Raw genomic sequence first — 15,782 nt, forward strand, 5'->3', positions numbered from 1 at the left:
TAATGAAACAATCATTTATAACATTCATGTTTGTTTTATTTTCAGCCCCCAACCTACAAGGTCAATATCAAATTAATGGAAAAGTTGTAGATGCTGAAACCAAAGAGAGTTTAGCATTTGCCAACCTTACTTTCAATAATAGCAAGACGCGTGGCGTTATTACAGATATTGATGGTAAGTTTTTTTATAAAAGTGACAAACCGATAAAAAGCATTGAAATATCCTATTTAGGTTATGAAACTTTAAAACTAAAACCTGATGCCTTTCAAGATATAGTCATTGCCTTAAAACCTACTTTAGAAAATTTAGATGAAGTGGTTATTACAAATACAGAAAACCCAGCCTTACGCATTATAAGGCAAGTTATGACCAACAAGGAACTTAATAACCCCTTAAAAAAAGGTGGCTTCAGTTATACCTCTTACAACAAGAGCATAGTTGATGTAGAAGGAAGACAAAAAAAATCAGACTCATTAAGGCAAGTCTTTTTAAACCAAATTAAAAAAGGCGAATTAGATCCCGAAAATGACACATTAAACGGATTTGAAAAAACATTGATTAGAGAAGGTAATTTTAATATTATGCTGTTTGAATCTGTAACAAAACGTAAATTTCTACCACCAGATTTAAGTGAAGAAACCGTAGTTGCTACAAGAGTTTCTGGTTTCAAAAACCCTTATTTTACTGTGTTAGCCACAGAATTGCAACCCTTTGGCTTTTACCAAGACAACATCAATCTAATGGATTTACATTTCTTAAATCCTATTGCTAAAGGAAGTTTAAAACACTATGATTATACATTAAAAGATAAAATATTGAGAGATAATGACACCATTTTTAATATTTCATTTCAACCAAAACCTGGTGCAAACATAGATGGTTTGAAAGGTTTTATGTATATCAATTCCGACGGTTATGCCATTCAAAATGTTGTTACAGAACCTTATGATAAGCTGATTACTCATTTAAAAATTCAACAAAAATATAAACATGTAGAAGATAAAACTTGGTTTCCTGAGCAACTTAACTTTGAATTTACAACCCAACAAGGTGTTTTTATTAATAGCAAAACTTATATAAAAGATATTAAATTTTTAGATAGTTTAAGCCCAAAAGACTTCGATGAAGTTCAATTAAAATATGAGGAAAATGCTCCAAGTCGAAATGAAGAATTTTGGAATCAATATAGAATTGATAGCCTAAGCCAAATTGATAAAACCACTTACAAAGTTATTGATAGCATTGGAGAACGCTTAAAATCAGATAAAATATTAGATGTTGCCACGGCTTTGGTAGATGGCTATATTCCTTGGGGAAAATTTAATATTCCCTATAATAGATTTTTTGGTTATAACCGATATGAAGGCTTTAGACTTGGTGCAGGCTTAGAAACCAATAAAAAACTCTTTAAAAACTTTATACTTGGTGGTTATACCGCCTATGGATTTAAAGATAATGAATGGAAATTTGGTGGAAAAGCACGCTATAATATTGACAAATCAAAAGATATGTTTTTGCAATTCAATTACAACAATGATTTAAGAGAAATTGGTAGGTCAACTCTTAACAATCAAAATTTCTCTAGTGCTGAAGATTTAAGAGACATTATAGCTTTTACTATGGATATGGTAGAACATTATCAACTTGAATTTGGCAGGAGAGATTTTAAATATTTAACCTGGCATATAGCTTTAAGAAATGAATGGATAAGACCAAAATACGATTATACATTTGTAAACAATTCAAACAACATCACCAACTTTAGAAATTCAGAAGCCATTCTCAATTTAAGGTATGCATTTCGTGAACGACTTGTAGAAACGCCTCAAAAACGCATAAGTCTAGGCACAAATTATCCTGTTGTCAACATGAGATACACAAATGGCTTTGATTCATTTTTAAACGGTGATTTTAATTATCAAAAAATAGAAGTAAGCCTTTCTCAAAGTTTTTTTATACGAAACTTAGGTCAAACTCACTACCACATTCAAGCAGGTTACATAGATAGCAATATTCCCTTAGGGCTTTTGTTTACAAATGAAGGGAGTAATGACAACGACATCCCAATTGTGATGCCTGATACCTTTCAAACTATGCTACCTTATGAGTTTCTTTCTGACCGTTATGTGAATTTATTTCTGACTCACGATTTAGGAAGTTTACTGTTTAAAACCAAAACATTTAACCCTGGCTTGGTTATTCATCACAATATGAGCTGGGGCAATATAGATAATCCACAATCTCATATTTGGAATTTTAAAACTAAAGATAAAATTTTTATAGAATCTGGTTTAGAAGTTACCAAATTGATAAAACTTAACTATTTTGATACTTTTTATCTCGGAATAGGTGCTGGCGGTTTTTATCGCTATGGGCATTATAGTTTTGACAAAGCAAGTGATAACTTTGTATTTAAAATGAACATAACTTTCACATTAAACTAAATATTGAAACAGTATTATGCTCTACTATTATACAGAATGTTATTTTAAAAAACATTTATGCAACATTTTAAATAATATTCGGTATTACTCTCAACAGTTCTAAAAAAGTAAAGAACAGATTAGAATTTGTTTGTATAGTTTCAATATAAAAGCAGAAATCACTACTAATTTTATTAGTTCTTTAAATAAACCTTATTAAATCTATAAAATGGCAAGAGACGAGAAACTGAAATCACAATGGGAAGAGTTGACAAAAAAATTATCAACCCAATTTGTAGAAGGTGACGAATTGGATTTGGATGCTATTATATATTTAATCGGTGTTCAAGAAAAAGGAGATGTACACACCAAATACAAAAAAGACGACAAAATCAATTTGATGCATATCGCCATTTGTAGGTTATTAGAACCTTATGGCTATTACGAGTTTGACTTTGTCGATGAAGACGGTTGACCACATTATAAAGTTTTAGAACAACTGCCACCACTCAAAGCTGGCGAACAAAGCATTTTGATGAAAGAAGCTATTGTGCAATATTTTGTAGAAAAAAATTATATCGACTAAGCTTGAACAATTATAATTGTAAATTTGCAATCTTGAAAATTTGAATTATTATGATAGAGGAGTTAAAATCTCACTTGAAAACCGTAGAGAATTTTGTAGCAGACAACCTTGATGATGTAGAAGCTTTTAGAATTAAATACTTAGGCAAAAAAGGCATTTTAAATCAATATTTTGCTGAGTTTAAATCTGTTCCTGCAGAGGATAAAAAAATATTTGGTCAGACTATCAATCAGCTCAAGCAAGCGACAACGCAAAAAGTAGAACAACTCAAGGCTGAACTCTCAAAAGTAAATGACGAAAAAAGCCTTTATGGCGATTTAACTCGACCCGCTGAACCTAGTGAAATTGGGTCTCGTCACCCTATCTCTATTGTCAAAAATCAAATTATAGAAGTGTTTTCAAATATCGGTTTTAATGTGTCTGAAGGTCCAGAAATAGAAGATGATTGGCACAACTTTACAGCACTCAATTTGCCTGAACATCATCCTGCGAGAGATATGCAAGACACATTTTTTATACAACAAAACCCTGAGGATTTGTTGTTAAGAACACATACATCTAGCGTCCAAGTTCGTTATATGGAAAACACCAAACCGCCAATTCGCACTATTTCACCTGGACGTGTATTCAGAAATGAAGATATCTCGGCACGCTCTCATTGCATTTTTCATCAAGTAGAAGGTTTGTATATTGACAAAGGCGTGTCTTTTAAAGACCTTAAGCAAACTTTAATTTACTTCACTACACAACTATTTGGCAAATCAAAAATCAGGTTTCGTCCATCGTATTTTCCATTTACAGAACCCAGTGCGGAAGTCGATATTTATTGGGGTTTAGAAACCGAAACAGACTACAGAATCACAAAAGGCACAGGTTGGCTTGAGATTATGGGTTGCGGTATGGTTGACCCAAATGTGCTTAAAAATTGTAAAATAGATCCTAATGAATACACGGGTTTTGCATTCGGTATGGGCATTGAACGCATAGCAATGCTACTTTATCAAATTGGTGATATCCGTATGTTTTACGAAAATGATTTGCGATTTTTAAAACAATTTAAATCGACGTTTTAAATTTTATTTTTCTTCCTTTTAGATGTTTTGGGTTCAGGCGGATATTTTTCCAAAGCTTTTTGAACCATCATACCAAAAAAAGCTTGCCTTTCTCTGGGATTTTGATTGGGTTTAACCCGAGTTTCAACAACAGCTTGCCAAAACAATTCTTTATTTAGAGCATCTACAAACTCGATTGTCAAGGCTATCATATCTTTGGAGGTGTTGATAGGAATGCCTCCTGAAACACCACCGCCTACTCTACCGCCACCGCCACCTATGCCAACGCCAATACTACTTTGGCTGTTGATCGCGTAAATTTCTGCATAAAAATTCACATTAAAATCTGGAATGGTTTCTTTAGCATAACCTTTTTGAGGCAACAAAGAATCTATAGCTTCTATGACACGTTTTTCGTCTAATTCGCTCAAACCTGTGTTTTCAGATAAAAAATAATTATATGTTTTGTAGCTTTTTAAATCTGCATCTTTATCATAATCCATAAAAACTTTGGTCGATGAGCAAGACACCAACAAAGCTAAAAATCCTAAAACAAATATCTTTTTCATATTTTTATTTCAAATTTAAGTAATTATTTGGCAAATCGTAAATACTTGTGATTTGTGTTTTGAAATTTTACATAATTATAACGCTTGTAAAAACGGAATAATAAATAATATTACAGAATTTTTAATTTATTTATGGAATCAAGTAAAGCTTGACGAAACTTAATTGTATTGCTCAAAAACGGTGAAAGCTTAACTGCATTTTTAACAAAAAAAAGCTACCAACGGAATACCTTTAGATATTGTTTATGAATAATTTGTCAATAGATTTCTATAATTTTATAAGAGCTAAGATTCTTTTTCTATTAAGGCATTTGCATTCTCAATAGCCTCAGAAATATGTTTTTTCAAGTTTTTTGCTTCTATATTATACTTTTCTAAAGCCTTTAACCTAAGCTGTAAACTATCAACATTTTTTGTTTGAATACCTTGATTAATTTCGGTTTTACTAAATTCATCACCAAAAGATTTCATCCATTTCATCATACTTTCATGGCTGTCTTGAAGCTTTTGCATTGCAGATTCGATTTGTGCTCTATTTGTGCTATCTATTTGGTTTTCAAGTTGATTGAGTAATTGATTAATGTCACTCATCTTTGGCATAACTTGGTCGTGTATGGCTATGGTTTGTTCCATTTTTTTGTTAAACTCTTGAGCTTCTTTAGGTTGATGCTCTTTACAGCTAAAAATAAAACAAATTATAAATACTGATAATAAGACTTGAGGTTTCATATTTTTATTTTTCACAAATTTAATTTAATTCTCTTATCAAAAAATGAGTTTTAATGATAAAATTTAAAAAATCACATAAACCCATTTTGATGATAGCTTGTCAGTTCAAAAATATATTTATTTTTTTATATAAATGATTTACCAATTCATAAAGAATATTTAAATTAGAACTCAAAACATTTAATTGAAAACTTCAGATTTCTTTATTTACGATGCTTCTGCAGGCTCAGGTAAAACTTACAGAATAACATGTGAATATTTATGCAAACTTTTTAAACAAGATGAAGTTTTTACCTTTCAAAACATCTTGGCTATTACCTTTACAAACAAAGTCGCTGCTGAGATGAAAGAACGAATTATCGGAGCTTTGATTTATTTTTCTAAACTTGACTCAAAAGAACCTCATCAAAGTTTACTGCACGATGTGATTTCTGAAACGCATTTATCTAAAAGTGACATTCAGAAAAAAAGTTTACGAATTTTAAAATATCTTATTCCCAATTATGCCAACTTTGAAGTTTCTACTATTGACAGTTTCAATCATAGAATCATCAGAACTTTTGCACAAGATTTGAATTTGAATCAAAATTTTGATGTTGACTTAGATGTCCAACCTTATATTGAACAAGCTGTTAAAAATTTGATTGAAGATGTGGGCAAAGATGAGCAACTTACTGAATGGTTGGTAGAATTTGTCCATTATAAAATTAATCAAAACAAAAGTGGAGACATCAGTTTTGACCTTAAAAAATATGCAGAATTAGTATTAAATGAAAACAATTACACCGCACTAAATCAACTCCAAAAATATGACCTAAAAGATTTAAAAGCCCAAAAAAATAAACTCGTCAGTCAGCTTCAAGATAGCGAGCAACACTTAAAAGATATAGCTAAATGTTTTTTTCAACTCATAGAAAATCATAATGTTAATGCAAGTGATTTTAAAGGAAATTATATTTCAAATTATTTTAAAAAACTATCAAATGGTGAAGTTATTTCTCAGTTTAAATCAAAATGGCATAATATTAAAGAAACCGAACTTTACAATAAAAATACTTCAGCTTCAACAAAGGAGAAAATAGATAGTTTTAGACCAGAAATCGAAGACTTATTTTTACGTTCAAAAGACTTATGCATAAAACACACTTTAACTGAAAGAATTTTAAAATCATTTGTGCCTTTGTCAATGATAAGTCAGGTCAATCTTCATATCGAACAAATCAAAGCAGAAAATGGTATTTTATTTGTCAATGATTTTAACCGCATCATTAGCAAACATATAAAAAAACAACCTGCACCATTTATTTATGAAAGGTTAGGTGAAAAATTTAAAGATTTTTTTATTGACGAATTTCAAGACACTTCTACTCTGCAATGGCAAAACCTAATTCCACTTATAGATAATGCTTTGGCTTCATCACACAACAAAGACCAATTCGGAAGTCTATATTTGGTGGGCGATGTTAAACAATCTATTTATGAATGGCGTGGCGGAGATCCAAAACAGTTTTTGAATTTATCCTTATCACAATCCAATCCTTTTCATATTAAACCCCAAAAAAAAGTTTTAAAAGACAATTGGAGAAGTGCGAAAACAATTGTAGAATTTAACAACGATTTTTTTTATCATGCCGCTGATTTTCTCACAGATTCAAACCATAAACACTTGTATAAAAATGCAAAACAAACCGCCCAAAAAAACATTGATGGCTATGTTGATATTCAATTCTTACCCAAACAAGACAACAAGGATTTAGAAAATGAAAACCGTATCAATATCCTCCAGCAAATCATCACTTCTGTAAAAAACCAAGGTTATAACTTAAGTGACATCTGTATTTTGGTAAGAAAAAAGAAATTTGGCACTCAAATAGCCGAAGCGTTTAATGCTTTAGAAAACCCGATCAATGTTATCTCACAAGAATCTCTTCTTATAGCATCAGACGCTAAAGTTCAACTACTCACACAGTTTTTAAATTTTTTAGAAAACCCCGATCAAAACACAAGTATTGATTTTGCAATGTGTTGGATAAAACACATCAATGTAAATCCTGAGTTGCATCATCACATTTTATCAAACACTAAAAATCTTAAAAAAACAGATATATTAAAATATTTAAAAACTTTTGAACTAGATTTTAACCAAAACATCTATGATAGTTTATCATTATACGACAAAGCCGAATATGTATTGAGGACGCTTTATTTAGAAAAACACACCAACGCCTATCTCCAGTTTTTTTTGGATGAAATTTTTGACTTTTCAAAAAAACAATCAAAAAATATGGGAGATTTTCTAAACTATTGGGACGACCAAAAAACCCGTAAAAGCATCTCTACTTCAGAAACCTCTGATGCGGTAAAAATTATGACCATCCATAAAAGCAAAGGATTACAATTCCCCATAGTAATATACGCTCATGCCAATTTCACCTTAGCCGATTTGACCAAAACCGAAGATTGGATTCATCTCGATGAAGAAGCCTATGGCGTACCGTATGTATATGAAAATATTTCTGAAAGCATCAAAGATTTAAGTCCATCTTATAACCTTGCCTATCAAGAAAATATCCGAAAAGAAGAACTTAGCAACATAAACACGGCTTATGTATGTATGACAAGAGCAATAGAACAACTTTACATTTTGTGCGAACCAATTAAAGGCAAAAACACATCTTTTAAAGACATCCTTTGTAGCTTTTTAAAACAGCAACAATTATTTAAAGAAGATCAAAACCAATATACTTTTGGAAAAATTATTTCTAAAACAGAAGCCCTTGAAGAAAAACCAAACAATTTAAAAATACATAAATTCCACTCCTACAAAGCACAAGATTTTTACCAAGAATTGTTAGCTGAAAATATTTTAGACAAAAACAAGTCTAAAGCAATTGCCTTTGGTCAAGATATTCATGATGTATTACAAAATATAAATTATGCGTCTGATATAAACAATTTGAAAATTGAAAATAAAACCATAAACTTAATCAAACAATTAACCGAACATAATCAGCTTAAAAAATATTACAAAAAACCCTGGTCAATTTATAACGAATCTGAAATAGCATTCAACGGATTGCTTTTCAGACCCGATAGAATATGCATAAATCAAAATAAGGCTGTGATTATAGACTACAAAACAGGTAAAGAAGAAACATCGCATCTACAACAATTAACAAATTATAAAAACGCAGTAGAAGCCTTAGGTTTCAATGTAGAAGAAGCTATTTTGGTGTATCTTAGCAAAGATTTTTATATCAAAACACTCTAAAATAAATATTTATGTTTTCAAATCAACTCAAAACCCAGCTACAAAACGAAATTTCAAGTATAAAAGAAGAAGGTCTTTTTAAAACCGAGCGTATCATAACCTACTTACAAGGTGCAGAGATAACTTTAGATACAGGAAAAAAAGTTCTAAACTTTTGTGCCAACAACTATTTAGGTTTGTCCTCACATCCAGAAGTTATTCAAGCGGCTAAAGAAACTTTAGACACTCATGGATTTGGTATGTCAAGCGTTAGATTTATTTGCGGAACACAAGATATACACAAAAAGCTTGAACATACCATCGCCGATTTTTATAATACAGAAGATACTATACTTTACGCCGCATGTTTTGATGCTAATGGTGGTGTTTTTGAACCCTTATTAACCAAAGAAGACGCAATCATTTCAGACTCGCTTAATCATGCCTCAATAATTGACGGTGTTAGGTTATGCAAAGCGACACGCTATCGTTATGCTAATGGTGATATGAAAGATTTAGAAAAGCAATTACAAGAAGCTGATAAAAACGGAGCCAGACACAAACTCATTGTTACCGACGGTGTTTTTTCTATGGATGGCATTGTGGCTCCATTAGATAAAATATGCGACTTAGCCGATAAATACGAAGCTTTAGTTATGATTGACGAATGCCATGCTACTGGCTTTATAGGTCAAAATGGTATTGGGACTCCTGAACTAAAAGATGTTTTAGGTCGAGTAGATATCATCACAGGAACATTAGGAAAAGCTCTTGGTGGTGCAATGGGTGGCTACACCACAGGTCAAAAAGATTTAATAGAACTATTAAGACAACGATCAAGACCTTATTTGTTCTCAAATTCATTAGCACCTTCTATTGTAGGTGCTTCTATCAAAGTATTTGAATTGCTCAAACGCGATAATAGTTTAAGAGACAAACTCGAAGAAAACACGAACTATTTTAAAGAAAAAATTAAAAAAGCAGGTTTTGATATAATAAATGGAGATTCAGCAATTGTTCCTGTAATGTTGTATGATGCCAAATTAGCACAACAAATGGCATCAGACTTACTTGATGAAGGCATATATGTAATTGGTTTCTTTTACCCTGTAGTCCCTAAAGGTAAAGCAAGAATAAGAGTGCAACTTTCAGCTGCACATGACAAAAAACATATCGACTCTGCGATTGATGCCTTTAAAAAGGTTGGACACAAACTAAAGCTAATATAATTTTTTAAAGAAAAAAAATATTATTATGTTTGTTAATAAGTTATAATAAATTAAATTTGCCCTTTTGAATAGTAACTAAACTCAAATAAAATGAAACATTTAAGCAAATTAGCATTCCTTCTAATATTATTTTTTGGAATGACCTCAGTACAAGCACAAGATGAAAATAATCCATGGGCTGTATTTATCGGTATTAACGCAGTAGATTTTTTCCCAACCGGTTCAGATGTAGTAACTCCAGATGGAATTGTATCCTCACCAGATTTTGGTGACGATTTATTCTTTAAAGAAGAAAATTGGAATTATGTTACTGCAGTATCAAGTATAGGTGTTACTCGATACATAGGAGAAGGTTTTAGTTTTGAAGCCTCTGCCTCTTATAATAGAATTGATAGACTAGGAGAAGTCGATACCGATGATTTAAGTTGGGTTAATCTTGACGGTACCATACAATATAATTTCAAAAACCTCATTAACGGTGCTAATTGGTTTGATCCATTTCTCGGTGTTGGTGGTGGTTATTACTGGTTAGACGAACAAGGTGCTGGCACATTTAACGCTAACTTGGGTATCAATTTTTGGCTTACTGATCAATTTGCTATCACCATTGATACTAACTACAAAACCGCATTTGAAGATAGTGATTTAGATTATTTCCAACATAGAGCAGGTGTTAAGTTCGCTTTTGGAGGTAAAGATACTGATGGCGATGGCGTTTATGATAAAAATGATGAATGTATAGACACTCCAGGCTTAGAAGAATTCAATGGTTGCCCTGACTCGGATAGTGATGGCATCCCTGATAAAGACGATTCATGTCCTGATACTCCTGGTCTTCCAGAATTTAATGGTTGTGCAGATACCGACGGTGATGGCATTGACGACACTAAAGATGAATGCCCTAACGAAGCTGGTTCAGAAGCCATGAACGGTTGCCCAGATTCTGACAACGACGGTATAGCCAACAAAGATGATGATTGTCCTAATGAAGCTGGACCATCTGCAAACGGTGGATGTCCTTGGCCAGATAGTGATGGCGATGGTGTTCTTGACAAAGATGACCAATGTCCTAATGTTGCTGGAATCATGACTAATTATGGTTGCCCTGAAGTAACAGAAGAAGTACAAAATGAACTTAATAATTATGCTAAAACTATCAACTTTGATACTGGAAAATCATCTATCTCTAAAGATTCTGAAGAAGCTCTAACAGCAATTTTAGCTATCTTAGAAGAATATCCTAACGCTAAATTTACAGTTGAAGGACACACTGACAGTGTTGGTTCTGCTAAAAATAATAAAAAACTTTCTGAAGCACGTGCACTTTCAGTTAAAGAATACTTAGTGAATAATGGTGTTGAAGAATTTAGACTATCATCTAAAGGTTACGGTGAAGAAAAACCTATTGCCTCTAATAATACCAGAAGTGGTAGAGCTAAAAACAGAAGAGTTGAAATCAACTTAGTAAAATAATTATTATTTAATATTTTTTTGAAAACCGTCTCGATTAACGAGACGGTTTTTTTATTTTTAAAAATGAAAAATACTTTCCTAAACGATTTTGTAAAATTCTATTTTAAAAACACCAAAGAACGCCTTAATGATGAACTCATCATTATGCCTAGTAAACGATCAGTCGTTGCTCTTAAACAGGCATTTATCAGTAATAAAAAGGCTGTTAGTATTCCAAAAATTATTGATATTGTAAGCTTTATCGAACAAACTTCAGATCTAAAAATTTTAAATCATCAAGAATCCATTTTAGAGTTTTATGACATCTATGCCAATCTTAAAAACAAATCCTTAAAAACTGATACTTTTGAAAATTTTTATGCTTGGGCTTCTGTGATAATAAGCGATTTTAATGAATTAGACCGAAATTTAGTCGATACCACCAAATTTTTTGAACACCATAAAGCCTTAAAAACCTTAAACTATTTTGGAGTTGAAAAAACTAAATTAATACAATCTTATATTGCTTTTTGGGAAAGTTTGCCACATTATTATAATTCATTTAAATCTCATCTCCTTAAATCTAACCAAGCATATCAAGGTCTAGCTTATCGCAAATGTTTTGAAAATATTTCAGCATTTATATCCAAAAATAATCAACCCATCACATTTTTAGGATTCAATGCTTTAAATAAAGCCGAAGAGCAAATTTTTGAATATTGTCTTAAAAACACGCCCACCAAAATAATTTGGGATATTGATCAATCTTTTCTTGATGAAAAACAACATCCGTCTAATACATTTATTAGTAATTATCAAAAAAAATGGGTGAAGTATAAAAATAAACTTATAGTTTTTAAATCAAATCACTTCTCACAACCAAAAGACATTAATGTGCTGTCTTCACCCAAACATATCGGTCAAGCTAAAATTGTTTCTGCTATTCTCAACAACTTAGATGAAAATGAAATAGAAAACACCGCCATAGTTTTGAATGATGAAGATTTGTTAAATCCCATTTTGAACAGCATCCCAAAATCAATTAAAAATGTGAATATCACAATGGGATTTCCTTTGTCTAAATCTGCCTTATCAAGTTTTTTTAACACCATAGTGAGTCATCAAAATCATTCTGCAAAAAATATTAGCTATCAGCATTTAAAAAACATACTCAACCATCCTATTTTTAATCAAACCACTTATGATGATAGGTTTAAGATATTAAGTCAATTTGAAAAACAAAATCTAATCAACATCGATGTTGATGAGCTATTAAGTTTGAATATTCAAAACAACGAAATAAAACTTCTTTTAAAAAATTTAAAAAAATACAACAACCCTCAACTTTTTACAAAAAACATACTAAAATTTATAGATGAAATATTTTCTCGTCAAGAACATGCAGCAAAAACAGAGTTTGTGGACTATCAAAATTTGTTTTTGAAATTACAATCTATACTTGAAAGCTTTACTGACTTAAATTTTGCATCCTTTACTCTGCTTTTTCAAAATTTAGAACAATCTGAAAAACTAAACTTTAAAGGCTCAAAATCTAAAGGCTTGCAAATTATGGGAATGTTAGAATCAAGATTGTTAGACTTTGATAACGTCATCCTAACTTCTGTGAATGAAGGTATTTTACCAGCTGGTAAAACCGACAACAGCTATATTACATACAATCTAAAAAAACAATACAACTTACCAACTCATACTGAAAAAGACGCTATTTATGCTTATCATTTTTTTCGATTAATGCAACGATCAAAAAAATGTTATTTGATATACGACAATGACCAATCGGGTTTTAATAAAGGCGAAAAAAGCCGATTTATAAACTATTTACAGATTTTTAAATCACCAAATCATAGATTTACTGAAAATCAGTATTCACTTTCTACAAAACTACAACAAAAAGAACCCCTTGAAATTTATAAAACACCAGAAATAATATTGAAACTCAATGAAATCTGTGAAAATGGTCTTTCTCCAACAGCTTTGACGACTTACGTTTTAAATCCGATATTGTTTTACAAACAATACGTTCTATGCGTTAAAGAAATTGACCAAATCGATGAAGTGATAAATCCTAAAGATTTCGGAACTGTTATACATCGATGCATAGAAACATTTTATAAAACACCAAACTCAACACTTTCTGAAGATCTTTTGAATGAGATATCAAAAAAAATTCCTGAAATATTAACTTTAAACTTCACAAAAATCTATGCTAAAAATGCCCATCATTCTGGACAAAATCTTATACAATTTGAAACTGCTAAAGCTTATTTAAATAGATTTATCAGCAAAGAAAAACAAGACATAAAAAAAAATACAATTAAAATCATAGAAATTGAAAAATCTATTGAAACACTATTTTATACTGATCATCACCGTGTTAAGCTCAAAGGACAAATAGATCGTATTGATATATGTGATGACACCTTGCGTATTATAGATTTAAAAACTGGTAATGTAAAACCTAGCGATTTAAAATTTAATGATTTTAACCAACTCATTTCAGACTATGATTATGCTAAAGCATTTCAAATTTTGTTTTATACTTTAGTTTATTCTAAAAACTTTGATGTTGAAATTATGAAAGCTGGAATAATCAGTTTTAAAAATTTAAACCAATGGTTTATGCCTCTAACCTATGATGGCAAAAATTCAATTGACCAAACAATATTAGATGAATTTGAAAACTATTTAGCTCAACTTATCGATGAAATATTAAATCCTAATATTCCTTTTAAAGAAAAAGATGTTAATTTTGAGTCATGATTTGGACACCCAAAACAACACCTAATACTACAGAAGTTAATGCCCTTGTTGAAGGCTTAAAGGTTTCAAGGTCTATTGCAACTTTATTAGCCCAAAGAGGTATCACAAATTTTGAGGAAGCTAAAGCTTTTTTTAGACCAGATTTATCTCAATTGCACAATCCTTTTTTAATGAAAGGCATGGAAAATGCCGTTAATAGAATAAATCAAGCTTTTCAAAACAAAGAAAACATCCTTGTTTATGGCGATTATGACGTTGATGGCACCACTAGTGTAGCTTTGGTTTATAGTTATTTAAAACCTTTTCATAACCAAACTAATGCTTACATTCCAGATCGCTACAAAGAAGGCTACGGTCTTTCTATAGCTGGTATTGATTATGCAAAATCAAAAAACATTAGCTTGATCATTTGCTTAGATTGTGGCATAAAAGCCATAGAAAAAGTGGATTATGCCAATTCTCTCGGTATTGATATCATTATTTGTGATCACCATAGACCAGGTCAAAACATTCCTAAAGCTATAGCTGTTTTAGACCCCAAACAAAACGATTGCCATTATCCATTTGATGAACTTTGTGGCTGTGGCATTGGATTCAAATTAATTCAAGCTTTACATCAAAACGCAAACAAAAATTTTAAAGATTTAATACCATATTTGGATTTAGTAGCAACAGCTATTGGGTCAGATATTGTTCCTATCACTGGCGAAAACAGAATCTTGGCTTATCACGGTCTTCAAGTTTTAAATAAAAACCCAAGACCTGGCTTTAAAGCAATTATGAACATTGCCAAAAAAGATGAGTTGACTATTACAGATGTCGTTTTTATCATAGGTCCGCGTATCAATCTTGCAGGCAGAATGGAACACGGTTTACACGCTGTAAATTTGTTGACAGAAACCGATTTGGTAGAAGCTCAAGAAAAGGCGAAAACCATTAATGATTATAACTTAGAACGACGCTATACTGACAAAACTATCACTGAAGAAGCCTTAGAACAAATTAAATACTTAAAAGAAGAAGACCGAAAAACTACAGTGGTTTATCACGAGTCTTGGCATAAAGGTGTGATAGGCATTGTAGCCTCTCGACTTACCGAAACCTATTACAGACCAACTTTAGTCTTTACAAAAAGTGGCGACTATTTATCAGCTTCTGCAAGATCTGTTTATGGTTTTGATATTTACAACGCACTCGAAGCCAGCTCAGAATTTATAGAACAATTTGGAGGACATAAATACGCCGCAGGTCTAACCATAAAAGAAGAAAACTACAAAATCTTTAAGCAAAAATTTAACGACGTGGTTTCAGAGCAAATTGAAGATCATCAACTTATCAAGCGACTGGTCTATGATATTGAACTTGATTTAAAAGATATTACCCCAAAATTTTTTAGAATTATCAAACAATTTGCACCATTTGGTCCAGGAAATATGAAACCTGTTTTTAGATTTAATGGTTTACAAGATACTGGTTTTGCAAAAGCTGTTGGAAAAGAAAAGGAACATCTAAAATGTAAATTGTTTAAAAACAAAAACCCTTTTAAAATTGATGGTATAGGTTTTAATTTAGGACAAAAATTAAAATATTTAAATCAAAAATCAAAAGTTGATGTACTCGCAACAATAGATGAAAATGAGTGGAATAATCAAATAAGTTTACAGCTCAAAATCAAAGATTTAAAACCACATACCCAAAATGCTTAATCAAA

9 protein-coding genes and 1 pseudogene are annotated in these 15,782 nt (G+C 31.3%); 8 read left to right on the top strand and 2 right to left on the bottom strand.

What is annotated here, in order from left to right; translation table 11 throughout:
- Window positions 1-2 precede the first annotated feature (2 nt).
- The 3 genes and pseudogenes from IGB25_RS08880 to pheS all read left to right on the top strand — a co-directional run bounded on the left by IGB25_RS08880 (window position 3) and on the right by pheS (window position 4,082).
- Complete coding sequence (locus IGB25_RS08880; protein ID WP_211064698.1) at window positions 3-2,444, top strand: DUF5686 and carboxypeptidase-like regulatory domain-containing protein; 2,442 nt, start codon at window positions 3-5, stop codon at window positions 2,442-2,444.
- A gap of 208 nt (window positions 2,445-2,652) precedes the next feature.
- A pseudogene (locus IGB25_RS08885) lies at window positions 2,653-3,009 on the top strand (hypothetical protein).
- 50 nt (window positions 3,010-3,059) lie between these two features.
- Complete coding sequence (pheS, locus tag IGB25_RS08890) at window positions 3,060-4,082, top strand: phenylalanine--tRNA ligase subunit alpha (protein ID WP_211064699.1); 1,023 nt, start codon at window positions 3,060-3,062, stop codon at window positions 4,080-4,082.
- Here pheS and IGB25_RS08895 read toward each other — a convergent pair.
- On the bottom strand, window positions 4,079-4,630 hold the full coding sequence (locus tag IGB25_RS08895) for a DUF4136 domain-containing protein (protein WP_211064700.1): 552 nt from the start codon (window positions 4,628-4,630) through the stop codon (window positions 4,079-4,081). The genes pheS and IGB25_RS08895 overlap by 4 nt on opposite strands.
- 285 nt (window positions 4,631-4,915) lie before the next feature.
- Window positions 4,916-5,374, bottom strand: coding sequence for a hypothetical protein (locus tag IGB25_RS08900; protein WP_211064701.1), 459 nt, complete (start codon window positions 5,372-5,374; stop codon window positions 4,916-4,918).
- A 169-nt stretch (window positions 5,375-5,543) separates the two neighbouring features.
- On the opposite strand from IGB25_RS08900, the gene IGB25_RS08905 reads away from it, so the two are divergent.
- From IGB25_RS08905 to recJ, 5 genes are all read left to right on the top strand, one after another.
- Window positions 5,544-8,630 (top strand): exodeoxyribonuclease V subunit beta, encoded by a 3,087-nt coding sequence (locus IGB25_RS08905; protein WP_211064702.1) that lies wholly within the window; start codon window positions 5,544-5,546, stop codon window positions 8,628-8,630.
- Between the two features lie 11 nt (window positions 8,631-8,641).
- Window positions 8,642-9,838: a glycine C-acetyltransferase gene (kbl, locus tag IGB25_RS08910; RefSeq protein ID WP_211064703.1), complete on the top strand. Its 1,197-nt coding sequence runs from the start codon at window positions 8,642-8,644 to the stop codon at window positions 9,836-9,838.
- Between the two features lie 90 nt (window positions 9,839-9,928).
- Window positions 9,929-11,311, top strand: a complete 1,383-nt coding sequence (locus IGB25_RS08915) for an OmpA family protein (protein ID WP_211064704.1) — start codon at window positions 9,929-9,931, stop codon at window positions 11,309-11,311.
- A 63-nt stretch (window positions 11,312-11,374) separates the two neighbouring features.
- Window positions 11,375-14,071: a PD-(D/E)XK nuclease family protein gene (locus IGB25_RS08920; protein WP_211064705.1), complete on the top strand. Its 2,697-nt coding sequence runs from the start codon at window positions 11,375-11,377 to the stop codon at window positions 14,069-14,071.
- Entirely contained in the window at window positions 14,068-15,777 is a 1,710-nt protein-coding gene (recJ, locus tag IGB25_RS08925) for a single-stranded-DNA-specific exonuclease RecJ (RefSeq protein WP_211064706.1), read from the top strand. Before IGB25_RS08920 ends, recJ begins: the two co-directional genes overlap by 4 nt.
- The last annotated feature ends 5 nt before the right edge of the window (window positions 15,778-15,782 follow it).

It is taken from the genome of Flavobacterium sp. CS20 (assembly GCF_018080005.1).
GTDB lineage: Bacteria > Bacteroidota > Bacteroidia > Flavobacteriales > Flavobacteriaceae > Psychroflexus.